This window comes from Erwinia sp. STN24 (assembly GCF_041320675.1).
GTDB classification, from domain to species: Bacteria; Pseudomonadota; Gammaproteobacteria; order Enterobacterales; family Enterobacteriaceae; genus Erwinia; species Erwinia aeris.
This window is the reverse complement of record NZ_JBGGPM010000006.1, coordinates 199,195-225,346: the sequence shown is the minus strand read 5'-3', so window position 1 is coordinate 225,346 and position 26,152 is coordinate 199,195. Positions and strand designations below refer to the sequence as shown.

Annotated in this window: 17 protein-coding genes and 1 rRNA gene; 12 read left to right on the top strand and 6 right to left on the bottom strand. The window is 56.3% G+C overall.

What is annotated here, in order from left to right:
• Position 1: 1 nt before the first annotated feature.
• From rrf to birA, 3 genes are all read left to right on the top strand, one after another.
• Positions 2 to 117 (top strand): 5S ribosomal RNA (rrf, locus tag ACA373_RS19120).
• Positions 118 to 538: 421 nt separating this feature from the next.
• Positions 539 to 1,576, top strand: coding sequence for a UDP-N-acetylmuramate dehydrogenase (gene murB / locus ACA373_RS19115; protein ID WP_301253351.1), 1,038 nt, complete (start codon positions 539 to 541; stop codon positions 1,574 to 1,576).
• On the top strand, positions 1,573 to 2,538 hold the full coding sequence (gene birA, locus ACA373_RS19110; protein ID WP_370734970.1) for a bifunctional biotin--[acetyl-CoA-carboxylase] ligase/biotin operon repressor BirA: 966 nt from the start codon (positions 1,573 to 1,575) through the stop codon (positions 2,536 to 2,538). The genes murB and birA overlap by 4 nt, the downstream gene beginning before the upstream one ends.
• A gap of 39 nt (positions 2,539 to 2,577) precedes the next feature.
• Here the strand turns inward: birA and ACA373_RS19105 are convergent, their stop codons facing one another.
• On the bottom strand, positions 2,578 to 3,399 hold the full coding sequence (locus tag ACA373_RS19105; RefSeq protein WP_301253350.1) for an alpha/beta fold hydrolase: 822 nt from the start codon (positions 3,397 to 3,399) through the stop codon (positions 2,578 to 2,580).
• A gap of 298 nt (positions 3,400 to 3,697) precedes the next feature.
• Between ACA373_RS19105 and ACA373_RS19100 the strand changes: the two genes are divergently transcribed.
• Positions 3,698 to 5,872 (top strand): TonB-dependent siderophore receptor, encoded by a 2,175-nt coding sequence (locus tag ACA373_RS19100; protein ID WP_301289648.1) that lies wholly within the window; start codon positions 3,698 to 3,700, stop codon positions 5,870 to 5,872.
• 294 nt (positions 5,873 to 6,166) lie between these two features.
• Positions 6,167 to 8,257 carry a hypothetical protein gene (locus ACA373_RS19095; RefSeq protein ID WP_370734969.1) on the top strand — a complete coding sequence of 697 codons (2,091 nt, stop codon included), beginning with the start codon at positions 6,167 to 6,169 and terminating at the stop codon, positions 8,255 to 8,257.
• A gap of 42 nt (positions 8,258 to 8,299) precedes the next feature.
• Here ACA373_RS19095 and gorA read toward each other — a convergent pair whose 3' ends face one another.
• Entirely contained in the window at positions 8,300 to 9,652 is a 1,353-nt protein-coding gene (gorA, locus tag ACA373_RS19090; protein WP_301253347.1) for a glutathione-disulfide reductase, read from the bottom strand.
• 177 nt (positions 9,653 to 9,829) lie between these two features.
• Between gorA and rnz the strand changes: the two genes are divergently transcribed.
• Entirely contained in the window at positions 9,830 to 10,744 is a 915-nt protein-coding gene (gene rnz, locus ACA373_RS19085) for a ribonuclease Z (RefSeq protein WP_301253346.1), read from the top strand.
• Positions 10,745 to 10,782: 38 nt separating this feature from the next.
• Here the strand turns inward: rnz and ACA373_RS19080 are convergent, their stop codons facing one another.
• Entirely contained in the window at positions 10,783 to 11,625 is an 843-nt protein-coding gene (locus tag ACA373_RS19080; protein ID WP_253457340.1) for a 23S rRNA (adenine(2030)-N(6))-methyltransferase RlmJ, read from the bottom strand.
• A 91-nt stretch (positions 11,626 to 11,716) separates the two neighbouring features.
• Positions 11,717 to 12,541 (bottom strand): lysostaphin resistance A-like protein, encoded by an 825-nt coding sequence (locus tag ACA373_RS19075; protein WP_370734968.1) that lies wholly within the window; start codon positions 12,539 to 12,541, stop codon positions 11,717 to 11,719.
• Positions 12,542 to 12,722: 181 nt separating this feature from the next.
• Between ACA373_RS19075 and prlC the strand changes: the two genes are divergently transcribed.
• Both prlC and rsmJ read left to right on the top strand, forming a co-directional pair.
• Positions 12,723 to 14,771: an oligopeptidase A gene (gene prlC, locus ACA373_RS19070; protein WP_301253344.1), complete on the top strand. Its 2,049-nt coding sequence runs from the start codon at positions 12,723 to 12,725 to the stop codon at positions 14,769 to 14,771.
• The gene (gene rsmJ / locus ACA373_RS19065; RefSeq protein ID WP_253457348.1) at positions 14,768 to 15,526 is read left to right on the top strand and encodes a 16S rRNA (guanine(1516)-N(2))-methyltransferase RsmJ; all 759 of its coding nucleotides are present in this window, start codon (positions 14,768 to 14,770) and stop codon (positions 15,524 to 15,526) included. Before prlC ends, rsmJ begins: the two co-directional genes overlap by 4 nt.
• 63 nt (positions 15,527 to 15,589) lie before the next feature.
• Here rsmJ and uspA read toward each other — a convergent pair whose 3' ends face one another.
• A complete protein-coding gene (gene uspA, locus ACA373_RS19060) occupies positions 15,590 to 16,027 on the bottom strand; it encodes a universal stress protein UspA (protein WP_125289982.1) in 438 nt (145 codons plus the stop codon).
• Between the two features lie 375 nt (positions 16,028 to 16,402).
• Here uspA and uspB point away from each other — a divergent pair, with 375 nt between their 5' ends.
• A complete protein-coding gene (gene uspB, locus ACA373_RS19055) occupies positions 16,403 to 16,738 on the top strand; it encodes a universal stress protein UspB (RefSeq protein WP_125289981.1) in 336 nt (111 codons plus the stop codon).
• 53 nt (positions 16,739 to 16,791) lie between these two features.
• Here uspB and pitA read toward each other — a convergent pair whose 3' ends face one another.
• Entirely contained in the window at positions 16,792 to 18,294 is a 1,503-nt protein-coding gene (gene pitA / locus ACA373_RS19050; protein WP_253457351.1) for an inorganic phosphate transporter PitA, read from the bottom strand.
• Between the two features lie 243 nt (positions 18,295 to 18,537).
• Here pitA and ACA373_RS19045 point away from each other — a divergent pair, with 243 nt between their 5' ends.
• The 3 genes from ACA373_RS19045 to ACA373_RS19035 all read left to right on the top strand — a co-directional run bounded on the left by ACA373_RS19045 (position 18,538) and on the right by ACA373_RS19035 (position 26,141).
• Positions 18,538 to 19,719, top strand: a complete 1,182-nt coding sequence (locus ACA373_RS19045) for an NAD(P)/FAD-dependent oxidoreductase (protein WP_253457354.1) — start codon at positions 18,538 to 18,540, stop codon at positions 19,717 to 19,719.
• Between the two features lie 674 nt (positions 19,720 to 20,393).
• On the top strand, positions 20,394 to 23,879 hold the full coding sequence (locus ACA373_RS19040) for an autotransporter outer membrane beta-barrel domain-containing protein (RefSeq protein ID WP_370734967.1): 3,486 nt from the start codon (positions 20,394 to 20,396) through the stop codon (positions 23,877 to 23,879).
• Between the two features lie 129 nt (positions 23,880 to 24,008).
• Positions 24,009 to 26,141: a TonB-dependent siderophore receptor gene (locus ACA373_RS19035; RefSeq protein WP_370734966.1), complete on the top strand. Its 2,133-nt coding sequence runs from the start codon at positions 24,009 to 24,011 to the stop codon at positions 26,139 to 26,141.
• The last annotated feature ends 11 nt before the right edge of the window (positions 26,142 to 26,152 follow it).

Genomic DNA, 26,152 nt, shown 5'->3' with positions numbered 1-26,152 from the left:
GCCTGGCGGCTTTAGCGCGGTGGTCCCACCTGACCCCATGCCGAACTCAGAAGTGAAACGCCGTAGCGCCGATGGTAGTGTGGGGCCTCCCCATGCGAGAGTAGGGAACTGCCAGGCATCAAATTGCGATAACCCCGACCTCACGGTCGGGGTTTTTTGCGTTTGTGGGCCGGGAAAACCTGGATATCGATCGTAAATACTCAGGCTAACAGAAGGACAGACGTAATCACCCGAGCCAAACGCGTATAAAAGATGCATAAAAGCCCGCCTCGTCCCACTGCCATCAGATTTCAGCCCGCCACCAGGCTTGCTATTCAGCTTTTGACTGTCTTAAACGCCGCTCAACGCTTTTTTTTGCTGCAAAAATATGCGAAAGTAGAGCCAAAAAAGCTTTTTTCCGTCATTATTTTTTCTGCGTGCGCAGCAGTTTTTTGAGCCTGCCCAGACTGGCGTAAGCGCCATTTCGCAGTAAATCCTTCCACGCTTCCACTCTGAAATCGGGTAAACTACGGGCAGATAAATTTGTTAAGGCCGTCTCATGTCCAGCCAGCAGCACTCTTTACAACCTTTCAATACATTTAATCTTGATGTCTCTGCACAAAATATCGTTATTGCTACCACGGCAGAAGCGTTAAGCGCCGCCTGGCAGGAAAGCCAGCGCCAGCAGCGACCGGCACTGTTAATAGGCGAAGGCAGCAATATCCTGTTTTTAAAGGACTTTAACGGTACCGCCATCGTCAATCGTATCAAAGGCATAACGGTAAAAGAGAGCGCGGAAGCCTGGCATCTGCATGTAGGCGCCGGAGAAAACTGGCATCAGCTGGTTCAGTACACGCTGGAAAACGGGCTGCCAGGGCTGGAAAACATGGCGATGATCCCCGGCTGTACGGGATCGGCACCGATTCAGAATATCGGCGCCTATGGCGTCGAGTTAAAAAACGTCTGCGAGTATGTCGATATTCTGCATCTATCTGATGGTCAGGTCAGCCGCCTTTCTGCGCAGGACTGCCAGTTCGGCTACCGTGACAGTATCTTCAAACACCAATATCAATGCGGCTACGCCATTATCGCCGTTGGTCTGATCCTGCAAAAGCAGTGGTCACCTGTCATCACCTACGGCGATTTAAGCAGGCTTTCTTCAGCTACGGTCACGCCACAGCAGATTTTCGACTCGGTATGTGCGATGCGCAGCAGCAAGCTGCCCAATCCTGCCGAAACGGGCAATGCCGGCAGTTTTTTTAAAAATCCGGTGATCGCTGCGGAACAGGCGGCCGCTATTGCGGCAGACTGGCCGGATATGCCGCGCTATCCGCAGGCTGACGGCAGCGTAAAGCTGGCTGCGGGCTGGCTGATCGATCGCTGCGATCTTAAAGGCTATACGGTAGGTGGCGCGGCGGTTCATCAGCATCAGGCGCTGGTCTTGATCAATAAGGATCGGGCAACCAGTGACGATATTGTGGCGCTGGCGCATGAAGTTCGTCAGCGTGTCGGACAGAAATTCAACGTATGGCTCGAACCCGAAGTGCGCTTTATCGGCGCAGAAGGCGAACAGGATGCCGTCGGAGTCATTGCATGAAAGATCAAACCGTTCCGTTAAAACTTGTCGCCATTCTGGCCGACGGCGAATTTCATTCCGGCGAACAGCTGGGCGAGCGGCTGGGCATGAGCCGTGCCGCCATTAACAAACATATTCAGACGCTCAAAGAGTGGGGCATTGATGTTTTTACCGTAACCGGTAAGGGCTATAGCCTGTCAGGCCCGATCCAGCTGCTGAATGAAGAAACAATCCTCTCACAGCTGGATCAGGGCGGCCTGGCGGTGATCCCGGTGATCGATTCCACCAATCAGTATTTGCTGGACAGAATGACTACGCTGCAATCCGGCGATGCCTGCGTGGCGGAATATCAGCAGGCGGGTCGCGGTCGTCGTGGGCGTCAGTGGTTTTCTCCCTTCGGCTCCAACCTTTATCTCTCTATGTACTGGCGGCTGGAGCAAGGCCCGCTGGCTGCGATGGGGTTAAGTCTGGTTATCGGCATTGTGACGGCGGAAGTCTTACAGGCGCTGGGCGCAAGCGATGTCAGGGTAAAATGGCCAAACGATCTTTACCTGAACGATCGTAAACTCGCCGGCATTCTTGTGGAATTAACGGGAAAAGCGGGCGATGCGGCGAATATCGTGATCGGCACAGGCATAAACCTGGCGATGCGCTCGCCGGACGCCAGCGTAGTTAATCAGGCGTGGATTAACCTGGAGGAAGCGGGTGTCACCATAGACAGAAACAAGCTGGCTGCCAGCCTGGTCAATAATATGCGCGGATCCCTTCAGCTTTTTGAGCGTGAAGGCCTGGCACCTTTTATTGAGCGCTGGAGTAAGCTGGATAATTTCCTGAACCGGCCGGTGAAGCTGCTGATAGGCGACCGCGAGATACCGGGCATCGCCAGAGGCATCGATCAGCAGGGCGGCTTGATCCTGGAGCAGGATGGCGTGCGCAAATCCTGGGTTGGCGGCGAAATCTCTTTGCGTCCACAGGATAAATAAAAAGGGGCCGTAGCCCCTTATCGTCCTCTCGTGAAAGCGTTAACGGGCTTGCAGGAAAGCCAGCAGATCCTCGTTAAGCTGCTGCTGATGCGTAACGGCGAAGCCATGCGGTGCGCCGTCGTAAATTTTTAGCTGCGCGCCCGTGATGGTTTCGGCGGCCAGCTTGCCGGTAGCCTCAAAAGGCACGACCTGGTCGCTGCTGCCGTGAATAACCAGCGTCGGCACGTCGATCTTCTTCACGTCCGGGCGGAAATCGGTTTCTGAGAAAGCGGTCACGCAGTCGATAGTGCCTTTCAGCGAAGCCAGCAGCGCGATATTCAGCGTCTGCGTTTTTACGCCTTCCGATACCGTCATTCCCTTGTTGAGGCCGTAAAAGGGCGTGGCGAAATCGCTGATAAACTGCGCGCGATCCTTACGTAATCCTGCCTTGATATCGTCAAAAACAGATTTGTCCACGCCTTCCGGATGGTCATCGGTTTTGATAAAAATCGGCGTAACCGCACCCAGCAGCGCCAGGGCGCTAACACGTTCGGTGCCATAGCGGCCAATATAGCGGGTCACGTCGCCGCCACCCATCGAGAAGCCGACCAGCGTAATATCGTGCAGATCGAGATGTTCGATTAGGTCATTAATATCGGATGCGAAAGTGTCATAGTTATACCCTTCCCATGGCTGATCGGAACGGCCAAAACCACGACGGTCGAAGGCAATAACGCGGTAGCCGCGTTCGGCCAGAAAATTCATCTGGCTGTCCCACATATCGGCATCCAGCGGCCAGCCGTGACTGAACAGAACCGGCTTACCCTTGCCCCAGTCTTTGTAATAAATCTGCGTACCATCCTGCGTCCTGAACGTGCTCATGCGTGTTTCCTCAGCTTATGGTTGGGTTGACTCGTTAACCTTAGCCTCAATTACGCCAGAAAGAGAAAGCAAAATATTTAACAAGCGATGAAATAATGATGGAGATCCGCCTGGCTTAGATAACGCGTAGTCTGACTACTGCTGCTGGCAGTGACGCCCCTGCCATCAAAACCTGTTTTACCCGCTGCTTTGCAAGGAAAAGTAAATTGTGAAGTTCATCCTTTATTATTCAAAAGAGAATAGTTATCGTTATCATGCGCATTTACTAAATCATGATGAATAATCAGGGATATGATTAATGGTTGATACAAAGAGTTTTAAAATCAAGCCGTTGGCGATGGTTATCGCCTGCTTTGCAAGCGGCCCGGCCTGGACGGCTGAAACAGAAGCAGTCAAAGATGACGAGGCGGAAATGGTGGTGACCCGCTCTGCTGAAGAGCAGCTAAAACAGCAGCCGGGCGTTTCTGTCATTACTGCGGAAGATATTGCCAAAGAGCCGCCCGTTAACGATCTTTCCGACATTATCCGCAAGATGCCCGGCGTAAACCTGACCGGCAACAGCGCCACAGGCAGCCGCGGTAACAATCGACAAATCGATATTCGCGGCATGGGGCCGGAAAACACGCTGATCCTGATTGACGGCATACCGACGAGGTCGCGCAATTCTGTGCGCTACAGCTGGCGTGGGGAACGCGATACGCGCGGCGACAGCAACTGGGTGCCGGCAGAGATGGTCGAGCGTATAGAAGTACTGCGCGGGCCAGCGGCGGCGCGCTACGGCTCCGGCGCGGCGGGCGGCGTGATCAATATCATCACCAAACGCCCCACCAACGACTGGCACGGTTCACTGTCGCTGTTTACCAGCCAGCCGGAAAACGACAAGGAAGGCGCCACCAGACGCGCCAACTTCAGCCTGAGCGGCCCGCTGGCGGGCGAAGCGCTGACCGCGCGGCTGTATGGCAATATCAATAAAACCGACGCCGATGCTTACGATATCAATACCGCAGAAAACGGTAGCCACGCGGCGGGTCGGGAAGGGGTACGCAACAAAGATATTAACGCGCAGCTCTCCTGGAAAATGACGCCGACGCAAATTGTCGATTTCGATGTGGGCTACAGCCGCCAGGGCAATATCTATGCGGGCGATACGCAGCACAGCAACGGCAATATCAGCGATCTGGTGCCGACGCTGTACGGCCAGGAAACCAACCGCATGTATCGTCAGACCTATGGCGTTACGCACAATGGCGTCTGGGACTGGGGGCAGTCAAAAGTCGGTTTCTACTACGAGAAAACCAACAATACCCGTCTGCATGAAGGCACGACAGGTCGCGTAGAGGGAATGATCGACAGCGAGACTTATGACACCAGCCGTCTGCAAAATTACCGCACCAGCGGCGAAGCAACTATCCCGCTGGAAAAATGGCTGGAGCAAACGCTGACGCTGGGAGCAGAGTGGAACCGCGAAGTGCTGAACGACCCCGCTTCGATGCGCGCTACCAATGCCAGCGGCGTATCGGGCAGTGGCATCACGGACAACCGCAGCGCTAAAAACAGCGCGGAGATGAGCGCGTTTTATCTGGAAGATAACATTGAGCCGGTCGTCGGCACCAACCTGATCCCCGGTTTACGCGTTGACTATCACAGCAAGTTTGGCGCTAACTACAGCCCCAGCCTCAATGCTTCTCAGGCATTAGGTGAACACTTCAAGCTGAAAGCCGGTATCGCGCGTGTATTTAAAGCGCCTAACCTCTATCAGTCCAGCGAAGGCTATTTGCTAAAAACGCGGGGCAACGGCTGCCCGATCGGGATCGACAGCAAATGTTATTTGATGGGCAACGACGATCTGGATCCGGAAATCAGCATCAATAAAGAGGTTGGTCTGGAGTTTGCTAACGCGGGCTATGCGGCAGGCATTACCTATTTCCGTAACGACTACAAAAATAAAATCGTCTCCGGCACGGATTTTATTGGCATAGCTTCGGATGGTTATCATGTTCTGCGCTGGGAAAACGGCGGCAAGGCGCTGGTGGAAGGACTGGAAGGTAACCTGACTATTCCGTTGATCGAAGAAATGCTGGAATGGCGTACCAATGCGACCTATATGATCACTTCGGAAAATAAAGACACCGGCAATCCGCTGTCGATTATTCCTGAATACACCATTAATACGATGCTGGATTATAAGGTGACCAGCAAGCTTTCTACCAACCTGAACTGGACGTTCTACGGCAAGCAAAAACCTCGTCAATACGCTGAAAGTAATACCGAAAATGGTTCACTTTCCGATAAAGAAGTTGCGCCTTACTCTATCGTGGGCGTTGGCGTGAACTATGCCGTAATAAAGGATGTACAGCTGAAAGCGGGCATCAACAACCTGTTCGACAAGCGTATTTATCGTGAAAACGAAGGGGCTTCGACCTATAACGAGCCTGGCCGCGCCTGGTACGCGGGCGTTACGCTTTCGTTTTAAGCACGGATAAAGCCAGCCCCGGCTGGCTTTTATTTCCCTTCGCCGCTGGTGATTGATCGCGTACGCGGCCGCCACATTCGTTTTTTATTTTGAAATTACCTTTTCCCCTGCAGGTCGTTCCCTGCGTAAATATAAGCGTGCCTATACTCCCTTCAATATCCTCAGAAAAAGGCCCTAATCGCCTTACTACCAACGCAGCGGCAGACTTAACAAGGGGCGTCCACTATGGCCAGGCTAAAAGCATTTATTCATTCCCATCGCTGGCTAACTTTACTGGCAGGATGCTTCATATTATTGGCCCTGACGCTTATCGTCTGCCGTTTATTTAGCGGCATGGCCGCTGAAAAAGTTTTTCCGGATCTGGCGCAGCCGGAAGAGACGGAAGCGCCTTCCACCTTTACCACCTACCGCGCTTCGCTGGCTACGGAAGCGATTCTGGGCGGCCAGGGCACGGGGCTGAACTGCTCCATCCCGAAACTGATGGAAAAAATCGCTTTCAGTCCTGCGGAAGACGGGTCGGCTATTTCTCTGCGCTTTCGTCAGGCCTGCGTGATGCACGACCTCTGTTACCGCCATGGCTATGCGACCTACGGTTATACCCAGGCGGACTGCGACAGCCAGCTCCAGCAGTCCGCCTATCGTTTATGCCGTCAGATCAACCGGCAGGGAAACTCTCAGGATCCGCTGTCGGCGTACGCGGCTTGCGAACACGAGGCGAAAGAAGTGCTGCTGGGCGTAACGCTGGGCGGAGCAGGCTCTTTTCACAGCAGAAGAAGCTCGACCTGGTTTGAGTACGATCCGCAGCCGGCCAGGGCCGACGATTACATTGTAGGACGTGCCGTACCCGAGGAAACCGTCGGCGATCCGGGGCGGGATTTTGGCGTTCGCACCTTCTACTTTCGGCGCAACACCGTGAAAATGCGCGTGCTGGCGACGCCGCCGGAAAGCAGCCGCGTCAGCGCGCTGCCTTTTCCCGGCGTGCTGGTGGTCACGCCGCCGATAGTAACGGACAGGCCCTCAGGTGAAGATGCCGCGCTGCCGCCGCTGGTTTCCCTGGCTCGTAACTCCTATAGCGATACCAGCGTTCACCTGATCCCGTTTGCCATCGCCCGGCAGGAAACGCCGCAGAAGTCGAGCCATGCGCTGAGCTTTCCCGGCTGTGCTCAGGATGCCTGTTCGCAGGATGCCGACGCCTCAATCAATAAGCTGGCCGTTATTGATAACCAGCCGGTGCTGGTTTCGTTGACCCATCGCGGCGTACTGAGCAGCAACAAAACCACGGTAAAAATCGAGCAGAACGCGTTTATGCCGGGCGATGTCAGAAAGCCCATGACCGATTACGCGCTGAACGGCCCGTCAACCTCCGTCCACAATCAGTATCGCTTCCTGTCACACGATATGCTGTTTGAACGGGACGACGTCGGCCATATCACTCATGCGCTGGTTTTTGCTCGCGGCGTAGGGGTTTCGGCAGACGGCAGGCAGTTTATTCGCGATGACAGCGGGGAAGATTACGCCACGCGCGTGGCGGTAGCGCGGCAGAGGCTGGGCAACGGCCACACGGGAGAGATCCAGCGCTTCTTTTTAAATGCCGCAGAGACGGATGAGCCGCTATCGTCGGTTCGGTTGGGTAAAGCGCAGGGCACGGCGCTGCTGGCGCTGGCGTGGTCGGCAGCCGATCTGCGGCGGGTAGAGAGCGGAAAACCGGCAAACCATCCGCCGCTGGTCAAAATCTGGCGGCTGCCGCTAAACGGCGCCAGGCCGGATCCGGTACCGCAGGCGCTCAGCGTGCCCGTACCCGTGCCTAACGGCTACATCAGCCTGCCGCCGATTATGGCCCGCCTGAGCACGCAGGAGGCGCCGCTGATGATCCTGACCCGCGTCGCGCCGGATCGCTGGCAGAATGAGAATACCCGTCCGACAGCGGTTATAACCGATACGCTGGCGATCGATTTCGTGATGACATCGCTGCTTACCGAAGCCGACGGAAAAAACCGTTTTGCCAACAGCTACCAGCTGCGCTGCGAAATTAGCCTGGATAAGCAGCTTCAGTCCCCGGAGGCCAGCTCGCTAAGGCAGCGTGCTTATCGCATCCGCTATGGGCGCTATAACCCGACGCTGGAGGCGCAAAACCCTGCCTGGCAGCTTAACGTCGTTAAATCCGATCTGGCCCGTCGCTGGCGGATGAGCCAGCCGATTGTTTCGGAACGGCAGCTTGCTGACGGCCCGGTGATGGCGCTGACAATGGTTTTTAACGGGTTTCCGGCCATGTCTTTTCAGGCGTTGTTAAAGGCGGAAAACGGGCAGCTGCGCTATTTGCCTGCGGACACCCTGCCGCGTTTTATCAACAGCTGCTCGTTAAAGGCGCTGGCAAACGGGCAATAAAAAAGGCCAGCGAAGGCCGGCCTTTTTTTATGGGATGCGCCGTTAGCGCATGGTGACAAACTCTTCCGAGCCGGTTGGGTGGATAGCCACGGTATTGTCGAAGTCTTTCTTGGTCGCGCCCATTTTCAGCGCCACCGCGAAGCCCTGCAGCATTTCATCCATGCCGTAGCCAATGCCGTGGATGCCGACGATCTTCTCATCTTTGCCCACGCAAACCAGCTTCATGCGGCACGGCTGGCGGTGCTGCGTTACGGCGGTATACATAGCGGTAAAGGCGGATTTATAGACCTTCACTTCGTCATCGCCATACTGCTCGCGCGCCTGCGGCTCGCTCAGGCCCACGGTGCCGATAGGCGGATGGCTGAAGACCACGGTTGGCACGTTGCTGTAATCCAGATGCTCGTCCGGCTTGTTGTTAAACAGGCGTTCGGAAAGACGACGACCGGCGGCTACGGCTACCGGCGTCAGCTCGACGGCACCGGTGTTGTCGCCCACGGCGTAGATGCCTTTCACGTTGGTGTTCTGATACTTATCAACGTTGATATAGCCTTTCTCGTTCAGCTCAACGCCGGTCACGCTCAGATTCAGGTTGTCGGTAGCGGGTTCACGACCGATGGCCCAGACCAGACAGTCTACGGTCTGCTCTTTGCCGTTTTCCAGCTGCAGCGTCAGGCTGCCGTCGGCGTTTTTAATCACCGCTTTCGGAATCGATTCGGTATGCAGCGTCGGGCCTTCCGCGTTCATCACTTCCACCAGCGTATCCACAATCAGCGGATCGAAGGTACGCAGCGGCGCGTGTTTACGCACGAACAGGTGAGTTTCAGAGCCTAACGCGTTAACCACGCCTGCGATCTCAACGGCGATATAGCCAGCGCCGACCACGGCAGTGCGTTTTGGCAGCGCGTCCAGGTCAAAGAAACCGTCAGAATCGATACCGTATTCCGCACCCGGAATAGACGGATGGACTGGACGGCCGCCGGTCGCGATCAGAATATGATCCGCCGTGATCTTCTCACCGTTCACTTCCACCGTATGGGCGTCGACAAAACGAGCGAACCCTTTGATGACGTCTACGTTATTTTTGCCCAGCACGTTATCGTACGAGGTATGAATACGGTCGATATAGGCGCTACGGTTCTTAACCAGCGTCGCCCAGTCAAAGCTGTTGACGGTGGTATTAAAGCCGTAGTCAGGGCCATACTGATGAATCGCTTCGGCGATCTGCGCGGCGTGCCACATCACTTTTTTCGGCACGCAGCCGACGTTCACGCAGGTGCCGCCAAGGTCTTTCGCCTCGATCAGCGCGCATTTTTGTCCATACATGGCCGCACGATTAATGGAAGCGATGCCGCCGCTGCCGCCGCCGATAGCAAGGTAGTCATAATGTCTGGTCATCGAAAGAGTTCCATAAGGGTCGAATTAATTGGCACTAGTGTAACGCCTGACGGCCAAATGCCGCAAAGTTTGCGTCTATGATTGTGATAGGGCGGGCGCGTCAGAAGCGCGGATAAACGGCATAAAGCGTGACGTAAATCGCTATTTTTGATTTAAAAACCGGCAAAGAGAGACGAAATGGAACTGCTTTTTTTAGGTACCGGCGCGGGGACGCCAAGCCGCCAGCGCAACGTTACCAGCATCGCTTTAAATTTACAGGGCGTACGCAGCGGCAGCTGGCTGTTTGACTGCGGCGAAGGAACGCAGCATCAGATCCTGCGCAGCGCGGTCAAGCCCGGCAAACTGGAAAAGATTTTTATCACTCACCTGCACGGCGATCATATTTTCGGCCTGCCTGGTCTGCTGACCAGCCGCTCGATGAACGGCATCAGCGAGGGGATCACGCTCTACGGGCCGCCAGGCATCAAAACCTTTGTGGAGATGTCCCTCAGCCTGAGCGGCTCGTGGCTGACTTTTCCGCTGGAGATTGTGGAAATCGGCGCCGGAGAGCTTTTCAGCGACGAGCATTTCCGCGTCACGGCCTTTCCGCTGACGCATCCGGTGGAGTGCTACGGCTTTCGCATCGAAGAACATGACAGGCCCGGCACGCTGGACGCGGAACGGCTGCTGGCGGACGGCATCAAGCCCGGACGGCTGTTCCAACAGCTCAAGCTGGGCAAAACGGTCACGATGGAGGATGGGCGCGTAGTGGACGGCAGCCGCTATCTTGGCCCGGCGATTAAAGGGCGGACGCTGGCGATTTTCGGCGACACGGCGCCCACGGCGGCGGCAAGCGCGCTGGCGGCTGAGGCTGACGTCGTGGTGCATGAAGCGACGCTGGAAGCCGCCATGGAGGAGAAAGCCAACGGTCGCGGCCATTCGTCAACGGTGCAGGCGGCCACCATGGCAAAGGACGCGCGGGCGAAAAAGCTGATTATTACCCATCTCAGCTCGCGCTATCTGCGTGAGGATGCGGAACGACTGCTGGCGGAGTGTCGGGCGATTTTTCCGGCTACCGAAATGGCGCACGATTTTGCGCTGTTTCCGCTATAGCTAACGCGGTCGGGCAGCGCCCGACCGGCAGGCCGGGCTTATTCCGGCACGATCCAGCTGACTTTGGTATGGCCGGTGCCCGTTGGCACCAGCTGCTTATGCAGCCACGGCAGCACGTTTTTCATCTGCTGCTCCAGCTTCCACGGCGGGTTAATCACGATCATGCCCGATGCGGTCATGCCACGGCGATCGCTGTCCGGCAGTACCGCCAGTTCGATTTGCAGAATGCGGCGAATGCCCGTCGCTTCCAGCTCGGCAAACATACGTTTGATCTGCTGGCGCAGTACCACCGGATACCACAGGGCGAACACGCCGGTGCCGAAGCGCTTGTGGCCTTCCTGAATGCTTTTCACTACCGCCTGGTAATCCGTTTTGATTTCGTAAGGCGGATCGATCAGCACCAGACCGCGACGCGACGGCGGCGGCAGTTTGGATTTCAGCTGCTGGTAGCCGTCCGCTTTTTCCGTCCGCGCGCGCTCGTCTTTCTGAAACTCATTGCGCAGCAGCGGATAGTCGCTGGGATGCAGCTCGGTCAGGTTCAGCTTGTCGTAAGGGCGCAGCAGATGGCGCGCAATCAATGGCGAGCCGGGATAAAAACGCAGCCTGCCGTTAGGATTAAGCGCTTTCACACAGGAAAGGTAGCTTTCCAGCTCTTCCGGCACGTCGTCCTGCTGCCAGATTCGGGCAATCCCTTCCAGATACTCTCCGGTCCGTTCGGCATGTTCGCTGCCCAGCTGATAGCGTCCGGCGCCCGCGTGAGTATCGAGATAGAGGTAGGGTTTATCCTTCTCGTTAAGCGCGTTAATGATCAGGCTCTGAACGGTATGTTTGAGAACGTCGGCGTGGTTGCCGGCGTGAAAACTGTGGCGATAACTCAGCATGTCGTGGGATTTGTCCGGTGGGAAAAAAGCAAGTGTGCCGCACGAGCGGCACGATTCCTGCCCAGTATAACCGTCTGGCGGAAAAAATGCGCTATCCGGGCTGATGCAGCCAGAAGGGATAGGTAAAAAACAGCAGCTGCAACAGATTAAAAGCAAAATGCACCAGCGTGGAAACCCAGACGCGTCCGCTCCACAGCCAGGCCAGGCCGTAAATCACGCCGGCCAGCGCGGCAAAAAAGACCAGCATCGGCCCGCCTGGGTAATGTACCAGGCCGAACAGCACGGCCGTAATCAGCAGCGCCCACACGTTGCCGAGCCGCTGGCTCAGGCGCTGCTGCACGTAGCCGCGAAACAGCGCTTCTTCGGCCAGCGAAACAAAAAACAGGTTAGCCAGCATAAAAGCGCCGAGCCAGGCCGGCTGATGCAGCTCCACTTGCAGGCCGCCAGCCAGCGTGGCGATCAGCAGCAGCGTGGGCATAGAGAGCAGCAAAACCAGCCACCACAGCCGGTTAGCGGGCGGCGCGGCCGGACGTTTCAGCAGCGTTGGCAGGCAGCCCAGCAGCACAAAGGGGATCAGCGCCTTGTCAAAGTTGTAATAGAAGGTAAAAGGCGCGCTCTCTGGCCCAACCTGCACGCCGGAAACGATGCGCAAATTATTAAAGCCCGGCACAAGATGCAGCATCAGCGCAACCGCACTCAGCAACAGCAAGGCTTCTCCGACCGCGCCCAAAGCGTTTCGCGCCTGCTGCCTGTAACAAAAAAAGGCGACGGCGCCCATTGCCGCCAGCGCGCCGAGCGCCGGTAGCTGCACGGTATGATTGCTGACGCCCACAATCAGCGAGACAGCCAGCAGGGTCAGCGAAACGCGGCGGTAAAAAGGCAGAAAGAACAACGATGCGGCAAGGCAGTACCACATAAAGACGCTCCCTGTGAGTCAACAGAATAAATTGCGGAAAAAGTATGCTCCCGCTGCGCTTTGCAGGCAATTGCCTTTTTTAAGCCCGCCGGTGCCCCATTGATTTTCGCTACACTTAACCTCATGTTAGCTTAATCGCGCGCGGCAACGCGCCCCATACATCGATAACAAGGACTGCGCTATGACCAATCCGTTGCTGACTTCTTTTACGCTTCCGCCTTTTTCCGCTATTAAGCCAGAACACGTGGTGCCAGCCGTAACGACCGCGCTGGAAGAGTGCCGTGCGGCGGTGGAAAAGGCTGTCGCCCAAGGCGCGCCTTATACCTGGGATAACCTGGTGCAGCCGCTGTCAGAAGCCGACGATCGCCTGAGCCGCCTGTTCTCGCCGGTCAGCCATCTGAACTCGGTCAAAAACAGCCCGGAGCTGCGTCAGGCCTATGAGCAAACGCTGCCGCTGCTGTCGGAATACAGCACCTGGGTGGGTCAGCACGAAGGCCTGTACCAGGCTTACCGCAACCTGAAAGAAAACAGCTTTGACGCGCTGAGCGCGCCGCAGAAAAAAGCGGTAGATAACGCGCTGCGCGATTTCGAACTGTCCGGCATCGGCCTGTCGAAAGAGAAGCAGAAGCGCTACGGTGAAATCGCCGCTCGCCTGTCCGAGCTTGGTTCGACCTACAGCAACAACGTGCTCGACGCCACAATGGGCTGGAGCAAGCTGATTACCGACGAAAGCGAGCTGGCCGGAATGCCGGAAAGCGCGCTGGCCGCGGCCAAAGCGCAGGCGGAAGCCAAAGAGCAGGAAGGCTGGCTGCTGACGCTGGATATTCCAAGCTATCTGCCGGTTATGACCTACTGCGACAACCAGGCGCTGCGCGAAGAGATGTATCGCGCCTACTCCACCCGCGCCTCCGATCAGGGGCCGAACGCCGGGAAGTGGGATAACAGCGAAGTGATGGCGGAAACGCTGGCGCTGCGTCATGAGCTGGCGCAGCTGCTGGGCTTCTCTTCCTATGCCGAAAAATCCCTTGCGACCAAAATGGCCGAGAACCCGGCGCAGGTCACCGACTTCCTGACCGATCTGGCGAAGCGCGCCCGTCCGCAGGCGGAAAAAGAGCTGGAGCAGCTGCGCGCCTTCGCGAAAAAAGAGCACGGGATCGACGAGCTGAACCCGTGGGATCTGACCTACTACGGTGAAAAACAGAAGCAGCACCTGTACGCCATCAGCGACGAGCAGCTGCGTCCTTACTTCCCGGAAGAGCGCGCCGTCAACGGCCTGTTCGAAGTCGTTAAGCGTATCTACGGCATTACCGCTAAAGAGCGTAAAGATGTGGATGTTTACCACCCTGACGTGCGCTTCTTCGATTTGTTCGACGAGAGTGGCGAGCTGCGCGGCAGCTTCTATCTGGATCTTTACGCGCGTGAAAACAAACGCGGCGGCGCGTGGATGGACGATTGCGTCGGCCAGATGCGTCGTGCCGACGGCAGCCTGCAAAAACCGGTCGCCTATCTGACCTGTAACTTCAACCGCCCGCTGAACGGCAAGCCGGCGCTCTTTACCCATGATGAAGTCACCACGCTGTTCCACGAGTTTGGTCACGGCCTGCACCACATGCTGACCCGTATCGACACCCCGGGGGTTTCCGGTATCAGCGGCGTGCCGTGGGATGCGGTAGAGCTGCCAAGCCAGTTTATGGAAAACTGGTGCTGGGAGCCGGAGGCGCTGGCCTTTATTTCCGGCCACTATGAAACCGGCGAGCCGCTGCCTCAGGCGCTGCTGGACAAAATGCTGGCGGCGAAAAACTACCAGGCCGCGCTGTTTATCCTGCGCCAGCTGGAGTTCGGCCTGTTCGACTTCCGCCTGCACGCCGAGTTCGATCCGGCGAAGGGCGCGCAGATCCTGGAGATGCTGAAAGAGATTAAAAAGCTGGTGGCCGTGGTGCCAGCCCCGTCATGGGGCCGCTTCCCGCACGCCTTCAGCCATATTTTCGCTGGCGGCTACGCGGCGGGTTACTACAGCTATCTGTGGGCGGACGTGCTGGCGGCGGATGCCTATTCGCGATTTGAAGAAGAGGGCATTTTCAACCGCGAAACGGGCCAGTCTTTCCTGGACAATATCCTGACGCGCGGGGGTTCCGAAGAGCCGATGGCGCTGTTCAAACGCTTCCGTGGCCGCGAGCCGCAGCTGGACGCGATGCTGGCGCACTACGGCATTCAGGAACCTGCTGAGTGAAGATCTGCCTGATTGACGAAACGGGCGCCGGAGACGGCGCCTTATCTGTTTTGGCCGCACGCTGGCAGTTAGAGCACGACGAAGACGCGCCGATGGCGCTGGTGATGACCGACGCCCGTCTGGAGCTGCGCAAACGCGATGAGCCGAAGCTGGGCGGCATTTTTGTGGACTTTGTCGACGGCGCGATGGCGCATCGGCGTCGCTTTGGCGGCGGGCGCGGCGAAGCCGTCGCGAAAGCGGTCGGCGTCAAGGGCAGCTATCTGCCGGTGGTGACTGACGCCACGGCGGGACTGGGACGAGACGCCTTTGTCCTCGCCTCGCTGGGCTGCCGCGTGCAGATGCTGGAAAGGCATCCCGTGGTCGCTGCACTGCTGGACGACGGCCTGCAGCGCGGCTACCGCAACGCGGAAATCGGCGGCTGGTTACGGGAGCGCCTGACGCTGGTGCACGCTTCCAGCCTGGAGGCGCTGGCAGCGATCGGCGAAAAGCCGGACGTGGTTTATCTCGATCCCATGTATCCGCACCGGCAAAAAAGCGCGCTGGTGAAGAAAGAGATGCGCGTGTTTCAGACGCTGGTAGGCGCGGATGACGATGCCGACGGGCTACTGGAACCGGCGCGACGGCTGGCGAAAAAACGCGTGGTGGTCAAGCGGCCCGACTATGCGCCGCCGCTGGCAGGCGTCGCCACGCAGTCCGCCGTGGTCACCAAAAGCCACCGTTTTGATATCTATCCGCCGCTGAACACCGGGCAGTAGCAGGCAGTAAAAAGCCGCTTCCCCTGAACCAGCGGAAGCGGCTTATCGCACGATAAAGAAACCTTAATCCTCTTCTTCATCGCGCAGCGGCACAATCAGCATATCGATATGCACGGTATTAATCAGCTGGCGGGCCGAGGACATCAGCTTGCTCCAGAAATCCTGATGATGGCCGCAAACCACCAGATCCACATCGTAACGTTTGATGGCGTCCACCAGTACCTGACCCAAATCGCCGCTGCCGCTAAGGGTTTCGGAAATCGGGTAGCCAGCGCTGTTTGAAATATCGGAAAGCGCGGAGTGGGTTTCTTCGGAAATCCTTTTTTGCATATCGCCCAGGTTTACGTCGATCAGGCCGGTATAGAGATCGGAGTAATTAACGTCAACGTGGATCAGCGACACTTTGGCGTCGTAAGGGCGGGCCATAGATACCGCTTTTGCCACCAGCAGTTTACTTTCTGGTGAAAGATCCACGGCAATCAGAATGTGTTTGTAAGACATAATGCTACTCCTTCCATTCGGTGCGGCTGCATACATGCAGGCAGTCTGGCATCATAACACATTGAATTAATGCGATGTGGCAGGGTTCCCCGCGCCTGTCGCGACGCGTTTTTTATCTTTACAGTATAGCGAAAAATGTTAACAAATCCCGGTCAGCGCCTCACCTTTGCGAGCGGGATCAAAATGAATCTGCGCCTCTTTTTATCTCCAGACTCGCGCATGCTGGAAAAAATTTCCTTCCATCTCCTAAACTGAAGAAGAGAATAAAAACGCTGGACGGCAACGTTGCCGTTACCATAGCCCGGTCCTGGGGTTGGCTACACTCTGTTTAAGCATCATGACGGCGGCTGGCAGAGTATCGTCGTGGAGGGGAGCATGATTAGCACGATTGCACTTTTTTGGGCTCTTTGCGTGGTTTGTCTGGTAAATATGGCGCGTTACTTTTCTTCCCTGCGCGCGCTGCTGGTGGTGCTTCGCGGCTGCGATCCTTTGCTTTATCAGTACGTTGACGGCGCGGGCTTTTTTACCTCTCACGGCCAGCCCGGCAAACAGGTGCGGCTGGTACGCTATATCTGGATGCAGCGCTACCGCGACCATCACGACGAAGAATTTATTCGCCGCTGTGAACGGGTACGCGGCCAGTTTCTGCTGACCAGCGCGCTGTGCGGACTGGTTTTTATCAGCCTGATCGGCCTGCTTATCTGGCATTGAGGCATAAAAAAAGGCGGGGAAATTTCCCCGCCCTGAGCTTACTTTTCGCTGGATTACGGCACCAGCTTCAGCGCCAGCCAGTAAAGGCTACCCGACAGCACGATGGATACCGGCAGGGTAAAGACCCAGGCCAGCAGAATGTTTTTAATCGTGCGGCCCTGCACGCCGCCGCCGTCTACCAGCATGGTGCCGGCAACGGAAGAGGAGAGCACGTGGGTCGTTGAAACAGGCATCCCGGTGTAGCTGGCCACACCGATAGAAACCGCCGCAGTCATCTGTGCGGACATCCCCTGAGCGTAGGTCATGCCTTTCTTACCGATCTTCTCGCCGATAGTGGTGGCGACGCGGCGCCAGCCCACCATGGTGCCCAGCGACAGCGCCAGGGCAACGGCGATAATGATCCAGACCGGTGCGTATTCCACGGTATTCAGCATGTCGCCTTTCAGCTTGCCGAGGAAACGCTGATCTTCAGCAGAAACGCTTTTCAGCTTGGCCGTTTTATCGGCGGTATCCGAGATACACATCAACAGGCGACGCAGCTGGCCACGCTGCTCGACGTTTAACGCGTCGTAGCTTTGCAGGTTATTCAGCAGGCTCTGGGTGCGCTCGATAGCAGGCATCACGCGCGAAACATCGCAGTGAAACTCTTTCGGGCTACCCGGATTCTCTTCCGGCGTCGGCAGCGCAGGCGGCGCCATCTGCACCATCTGCGTCAGCGAATCGCCGTGCTGCCGGTAATACTGCTCCAGATGATTGACCGCATCGCGCGTGCGCGTGATGTCATAGCCGGAGGCGTTCATATTGACGACAAAGCCCGCAGGCGCCACGCCAATCAGCACCAGCATAATCAGGCCAATGCCTTTCTGACCGTCGTTAGCGCCGTGAGAGTAACTCACGCCGATAGCCGAGACGATCAGGGCGATACGGGTCCAGAACGGCGGCTTTTTCTTGCCGTCGATCTTTTCGCGTTCCGCAGGCGTCATATGAATACGGCGGCGCTTTTTATTGCCGCTCCAGCAGCGGCGCAGAATAAACACCATGCCGCCAGCCAGCACCAGGCCGACAATCGGAGAGATAACCAGCGACAGGAAAATGCCGATCATTTTTGGGATGTTCAGCGCATCAACGACCGACGTGCCGGTCAGCAGTGCGTTGGTCAGGCCAATGCCGATAATGGCCCCGATGAGGGTATGGGAGCTGGAAGCAGGCAGGCCGAAATACCAGGTGCCGAGATTCCAGATGATAGCGGCCAGCAGCATGGAAAAGACCATGGCCAGACCGTGAGCCGACCCGACGTTAAGCAGCAGATCGGTGGGTAGCAGATGAACGATGGCATAAGCAACGCTTAGCCCGCCCAGCAGTACGCCAAAGAAGTTAAATACGCCGGCCATGACCACCGCCAGTTGCGATCGCATTGCTCGGGTATAGATAACGGTAGCCACCGCGTTTGCCGTGTCGTGAAAGCCGTTAATGGCTTCGTAGAACAAAACAAAGAGCAGGGCAAGGACGAGTAACAGGCCGGTATGGTAATCAAGACCAGCAAACAGATGTAGCATAAGCGTTACGCCATTTTGGAGGACATGAACGCGGCGCATTATCAGCGAGAAACCGCGCCTGGGGAAAGTGAAATATAGACTTTTTTTGACATTAATGCGTCAGGCGGAGTAAATAGCGGCCCTGAAGCGTATGAAAATCATTCAGTTATAAACGCGGTCGCGCATGACGCTTTTGTGACGCTGGCGGGAAGCGCGCCTTGTCATTACAATCAGCGTTTTTTAAGCAGCAGGCCGGAGAGCAGTGTGGAAAAATTTGACGTTATCATTATCGGTGCGGGTGCGGCTGGCCTGTTTTGCGCCGCCCAGGCAGGGCAGCGAGGCAAGCGCGTGCTGGTGCTGGATAACGGCAAAAAAGCGGGACGCAAAATCCTGATGTCGGGCGGCGGCCGCTGTAATTTCACCAACCTTTATACCGAGCCTGCGGCCTATCTGTCGCATAATCCCCATTTTTGTAAATCTGCGCTGGCGCGTTATACGCAGTGGGATTTTATCGACCTGGTTAATCGGCACGGCATTCAGTGGCATGAAAAAACGCTGGGCCAGCTCTTTTGTGACGACTCCGCTCAGCAAATCGTGGACCTGTTGTTGAAAGAGTGTGAAACCGGCCAGGTGACGCTGCGGCTGCGCAGCGAAGTGCTGAAGGTCACGCGCGACAACGGCTATACGCTGGAGCTGAACGGCAGCGTAGTGCAGGCCGACAGGCTGGTTATCGCTTCCGGCGGGCTTTCCATGCCCGGCCTGGGCGCTTCGCCTTTCGGCTATAAAATTGCCGAACAGTTCGGCCTGAAGGTATTTCCCACGCGGGCGGGACTGGTTCCGTTTACGCTACACAAACCGCTGCTTGAGCAGCTGCAAACGCTTTCCGGCGTCGCCGTGCCTGCCGTAATGACGGCGGAAGACGGCACCGTGTTCAAAGAGGCGCTGCTGTTTACCCATCGCGGGCTTTCCGGCCCGGCGGTGCTACAGCTTTCCAGCTACTGGCAGCCTGGCGAATTCGTCACCATCAACCTCTCGCCGGAAAGCGATCTCAATGCTTTACTCAGCGAAGAGCGCGAAATCCATCCGAATCAAAGCCTGAAAAATACATTGGCTAAAGTACTGCCTCGCCGGCTGGTGGAATGCCTGCAGCTATTGGGCATGGTGCCGGAATGTACCCTGAAACAGCTGAACGGCCGACAGCAGGCAGAGCTGGCAGAAACGCTGCACGGCTGGCGCGTGCAGCCCAACGGTACGGAAGGTTACCGCACTGCCGAAGTGACGCTGGGCGGCGTCGATACCGACGCGCTCTCGTCAAAAACGATGGAGGCGCGGGACGTGCCGGGCCTCTATTTTATTGGGGAAGTGGTGGATGTTACCGGCTGGCTTGGTGGCTACAATTTCCAGTGGGCCTGGAGTTCCGCCTGGGCATGCGCGCAGGCGTTGTAAATGACCTCCCGGCCAGTCTCTGTTACTCAGGTCGGGCGGCTGTTGCCACAAGCAGCGCAGCCTGATTAACGGACATAGTCGGCCAGAGGGATAGCGGCGCGCGGCTGGCAGCCCCTTTATTCGGCTTAATATCACGCTTACCGCCTGGAAAAAGGGTGATAAATTTTAAAAAATGTAAAACAGCGGGACTGGTTATTTCCCTTTTTACTTTCCTGCTGTCTTCTTTTAAATAACAACACTGTGTTATCAGGTAATGTAATTTTTTCGGGAAAGGCATGCCTTAAACAGGCCTGGTCTGCGATACCATAAATAAAATAACGTTGCCGCTCACGCGGCTATATTAAGTCCGTCATTAAGATGCTTACTGGAGTTTTCACTCCATAACAAGCATGCCTTTTTAGGTTAATTTCCATTGTTTCCTGTTGCAGTATTGAGTAACACTTCTGATTATATAAAATATTTTTTTAAAAAAAAGCCTTCTTGCTGTTAATAGGATCAACTAATATAACCCCATGGATGACCGGATCTGCTGGCATTATGGCGCAGGAAGCATTGCTATATTTCCATTTTTACTTTCAGCCTTTTTATATAAACCCTCTCCGGCAGACAGCGCGCTCCCTCAGATACGGTAGATGTATTTATAGTTATTATGGATATTAACGAAAGGAAGCATTATGGCTATGATATTAAGGCCTTTTATCCCCGGTATTATGCTGTCTTTACCACTTTACGCTGCGGCGGCTTCGCCGTGGGTTGTCACCGATGGATCCACGCTACAGGTTACTTCCGATTATTCCTCTGTGGAACAAAACGATGTCCCGCTGGTGGTATCGGGTGCGGGCAGCCAGCTTACTACCAACAGCGGCCTGACTTTTACTACTTCGCACGCCGGGACGAGAGGGGCCAGGGTAACCGAACAGGGCAGCCTGAATCTGAATGGCGTGACGTTATCAACCAGCGAAGAAAACTCCACGGCGGTCTATGCTGATTCTGGCACGCTGACCATCACCGACAGCACGATCGCTACACTGGGCAGTCAAAGCCGTGGGATCCGGGCCAAAAACAGTGATGTTACTATTATTAATTCTACGCTTACGACTAACACAATTGACGGCGCTATCGAAGTATCGGGCGGGGTGCTGAAAGCTGATGGACTAACTATTACTAGTCCTGTTGCCGGCATTGAAGTCTATGCACATGAAGGCGTGTATGGCAACGCCACGCTAAATAATATCCATTTCACGCTGACCGGTGACAAAGCCATTCAGGCTATTTTTGCGCGCAGAGGCCATGTTACCGGCACCAATATCACTATCGATACCGCTTCTGAATACTTTTCGGCTATTGAGATCGGCAACGGTACAAACAGCACGTTGATCTTAAACGACAGCACTATCAATGCGGCCTATGTCGGCATCCGTACATTGGGCGGTCATGCAACCCTAAATAACGTTGATATCACGACAACAGTGAATGATAACAATCATGCGCATAACGCCCTTGAAATAAGCGGGCAGGGCGATAGCGCTACCATTAACGGCGGCACGTTTCAAACCTCTAAGGTCTACTCCCACGGCATTTATATGCCGCTCAGCAGCACTATACTGGACGCCACCGGCGTTAATATCCTCACCCACGGCGGCAGTTCCCATGGGATTATGGCGGGTGGCAAAGTTAATCTGACTGACGCTACGCTACTTACCTCAGGTAGTGGGAGCTACGGTCTTTATGCCACGGTAAGCTATTCTTTTGCAGGAAACGTCACGGGCGACGGGATAACGGTTAATACCTCTGGCGAACAGGGCTACGGCGTGAGGACTGCCCAGGGAGCCATAATAGACCTTAACAACAGCAACATAACGACAAGTAACACCCAGGCGTATGGCGCAGTCGCCTCTGACGCTGGCGTATTGACGCTGACTAATAGCGCTATCACTACGGCCGGCGAGTTTTCAGTTGGCACCTATCTTATTCGCTCCGGCAAATTAACGTTGCACGACACGCAGATAAATACTTCTGGCGACAGTGCTTATGGCATCCTGGCTATGACAAACAGCACCGCAACGCTGGTCAATCCAGCCATTACCACCAGCGGTAAAGAGGCGCATGGCGTTGCCGCTACCGCCAGCAGCGTGGTTACTATTACCGGCGGCGAAATTGTCACTACCGGCGAAGGCACCGGGGGCATCTATGCCGGAAGTGCGGCAACCGTTACCGCCGCTAACGTCGCCGTTACCGCTTCCGGGAACAACGCGTTTGGTTTAATTGCCAACCTTGGCAATATAGAAATGACCGACAGCACCATCGCCAATACGGGAACGGCTACAGCATCAAAAGGACCGCAGGCGGCCGGGCTGTACGCGAACATCTATTCCGATACCCTGAGCAGCGCAGTCACGCTGAATAACACAACGCTGCGTAGCGAAGCGGGAAGCGGCGTGCTGGTTAAAGGCTCCGCGCTGGATCTGACGCTCAGCAACGGTAGCCTTGTTTATGGCGGCAACGGTACGGCGCTCAGCGCTGGCGCAAACGTTAATGACAAAGGCGAGGTTTTTCTTTCGACGGTGAACGTGACGGCGAACGGCGCCTCGCAGCTGCTGGGCGATGTTATCGTCAGCGACGATAGCCTCGTTAACCTGACGCTGAACGACGGCTCCACGCTGAGCGGGGCGACGCAAAACGTTAATCAGCTAATCCTCAACAGCGCCAGCAGCTGGCTGGTAACGGCCGATTCCAACCTGAACACGCTGACGATGGACGGCGCCTCGGTGGTGTTCAATAACGCTTCGGGCTTCAGCTCGCTCGCCGTGAAAGGCGATCTGGCCGGCTCCGGTTCGTTTGCGTTTAATACCCAATTGGGCGGCGACGATTCACCCAGCGACAGGCTGCTGGTAAACGGCAACGCTTCGGGCAGCTATGATGTCAGCGTCAACAACAAAGGCGGCACGGGCGCGCTGACCCACAGCGGTATTCTGCTGGTGCGCGTGGAAGGCGATGCTGATGCCGCGACCTTTGATCAGAAAAACGCCGTGGTGGCCGGTAATTATCAGTACTTCCTGAATAAAATCGGTGACAAGGACTGGTACCTGCAATCTTCGCTGACGCCCGTTCCGCCACCGGATGACGCCACAGAGATTGATGAGGATCCCATTATTCCTGATGTGCCGGATACGGATGAGGTTGTTGAACCGGATACGGATAAGAGCGACGAAACAGGTAATGACGCGGCGGCGCCAGAGCCGGAAGTTATTGCTTACCGCCCGGAAACAGCAGGTTACCTTATCGCGCCTTATCTGAATTCGACCTACGGATTTGACACCATCGGTACCTGGCACGAACGCCTCGGCGCTTACCAGGGCGGCACGGCCTGGGCGCGAGTCTCAGGCCGTCACGACAGGTATGCAGCCGGACGCTTTGCTTTCAACGTGAATACCACTTTCGTCCAGCTGGGCGGCGATGTCGTCACGCGTCAGTTTGCCGACGGCTGGCATCTGACGGCTGGCCCGATGATGACGCTTGGCCATCAGCGCAGTAACAATAAAGATACCGCGCGCAGCCTGAGGTCGGAACTCTCCGTTGACGTGGGTAAAGTGACCACCAACGCTTACGGCATCGGCGGCTATCTGACGGCATGGAACGACAGCGGCGCTTATCTGGATAACGTTGTGCAGCTCACGCGCTACAGCAACGAGTTCTCCAGCCTGACCCGCGCCAAAATGGACAGCTACGGCGTCGTCGCCTCGGTGGAAACCGGTATCCCGCTGACTTTAGGCGACCGGTTCAGGCTGGAACCCCAGCTACAGGCGATGGGCCAGTACATGAACATCAGCCAGACCTATTCCAGCGGCGTTAAGCTGAAGGATCAGAACCTGATGGTCGCCCGGCTGCGCGAAGGTCTGCGGTTCTATTACGATAATCCCGTGCTGAAGCCTTACCTACAGGCAGACGTGGTGCAGTTTCTGGGCCACACGCCGGGCGTTGATATGAATAACGAAACAATGCGGCCGGACGTACGTCGTGGCTACTGGCAGGCGGGCGCCGGTGTCAGCAGCCAGCTGAATCCGCACTTCAGCGTGTATGCTCAGGTAAAATATGCCCACAGCTTTGGGCCGGGTACGGAAGGCTATACCGGCAACATGGGGATACGTTACAAGTTCTGACCGCTTCAGCGGTTGCTGAAAGGGCCTGCGGGCCCTTTTTTGTTGCGCCAGACGGCTTTTTGAAATTGCTAACGGTAATGAAAATTATTATCATCCGCAGCAATTATAACTCTACCTGCGCGTTTATTGATGAAAACACCTTTCGCTCTTCCTTTTGCCGTTGGGCATTTTACCGGGAAAATTCCCCTGCTGTTACCTGGCTTACTGTTCAGCACGGCCGCGCTGGCAGCGGGCACCGCAAAAGATCCGACGCTGACCGTGACCGCCGACGGCACCGGCGAGCCAGGCAGCTACAGCCAGGATACCGCGACCGCGGCCAGCAAAATGCCGCTGCCGCGAAATGAAACGCCGCAGTCCGTCAGCGTGGTTACGCCGCAGGTGATAGAAGATTACCAGGTGAAAAGCGTGAACGACGCCATGAAGTTCGTCAGCGGCGTCAGCCAGGGCAACACGCTGGGCGCGATTGAGGACGGTTTCGTCAAGCGCGGCTTCGGCAGCAACTCTGACGGCTCGATCTTTATCGACGGCGTACGCAGCAACCAGGGGCTGTCGATGGACAGCACCATCGATCATGTGGAAGTGCTGAAAGGCTCGGCCTCGCTACTGTACGGCATTCAGAATCCTGGCGGCATTATCAACCTGGTCAGCAAAAAGCCGCAGTATGAATGGCACACGCATCTTGCCGGCGAAACCACCAGCGTCGGCGGCGGCGCGGGCAGCGTGGACATCACCGGGCCGCTGGGCGACGGCTTTGCCTTTCGCCTGATTGCCGAGCGCCAGCGCGAGGATTACTGGCGTAATTTTGGCGCTAATGAACATACACTGCTGTCGCCATCGCTGAGCTGGTATGGCGAAAAAGCCGCTTTCAACATCAGCTATACCGAATATAAGTTTGATATTCCGGTCGATCGCGGCACCGCGTTTATCAATAAAAAAGCGGTAAATATTCCCTATAACCAGCGTCTGGACGACAGTGCCAACCACGCCTGGGGGAAAAACAAGCGCCTGAATATCAGCTACGCCTATAGCCTGGATGAAACCTGGGAAACCCATCTCAACTACGCCTGGATGCAGCGTCGCTACGACAGTAACGAAGTCCGCGCTACGGCGGTCAACGCCGCCACCGGCATTGTCTCTCGCCGCGCGGACGCGAACCGCGGCTTCAATCACCAGACCACTTATCTTGCCTGGGACATAGGTGGCAGCCCGCAGATTTGGGGCATGCAGCACGATATTATGCTGGGCGTTGACTACGAGCAGAATGAAACCTACAAGGCCTGGTCCTATCGCGGCAAGGTGTCAAAAACCTTCAACATGTACGATCCGATCTATGGCGAAGAGCCGCCGATCAACGCCAGCACGGTGGCCGACGCGCAGAGCAATCTGCGCACCAACCTTTACAGCCGTTCGCTGTTTGCCAAAGACAGTATCCATCTGACCGATAAATGGATAGCGGTAGCGGGCGCCCGCTATCAGCGCTACACCCAAACCGCCAGCAGCGGCTGGGCCGATCCGCAGAGCACGCTCAACGATCGCGGCGATGCTTTTCTGCCGCAGGCAGGGCTGGTGTATAAGGCGCGGCCCGATCTTTCACTCTACGGCAGCTACAGCAAATCGTTTACCCCTTCAACGCAAACCGATGACGACGGCAACGTCGCCTCGACGGAAAAAGGCACGACTTATGAAGTGGGCGCAAAGTGGCAAATGTTGCCCGCTGTGTCCGCCACGCTGGCGCTGTATCGCATTGACGAGAAGGATATGTCGGTGTTAATCAACGGCAGTACGCGCAACATTCCTGAGGCGCGCTCTACCGGCGCGGAGGTGGAGATCAACGGTGAGCTGGCGCCGGACTGGAACATGATAGCCACCTATAGCCACGATAAAACGGAAATCGTTGAGGATGACGTTAATCCGGCTAACGAGGGCAATCGGCTGGTCAACGCGCCAACCAACAGCGGCAGTCTCTACCTGACGCACGCCATGCGTTTCTCCTGGCTACCGGGCGAGGTGCGCGTCGGTGGCGGCGGGCGCTACGTCGGTTCCCGCGCGGGCGACCCGGAAAACAGCTTCACGATGCCGGACTATACGGTGGCGGACGCTTTCGCCGCCTGGGACAGCAAGCTGGTGGGCAAACATACTCAGCTGAAGATCAACGTCAACAACCTGTTTGATAAAGCGTATTACGGATCCAGCGGCGGCAACCTGCGTGTTAGCGAAGGCGCCCCGCGTGAAATCGTGGTTTCCGCGTCCGTTGATTTCTGATCGTAATGGGA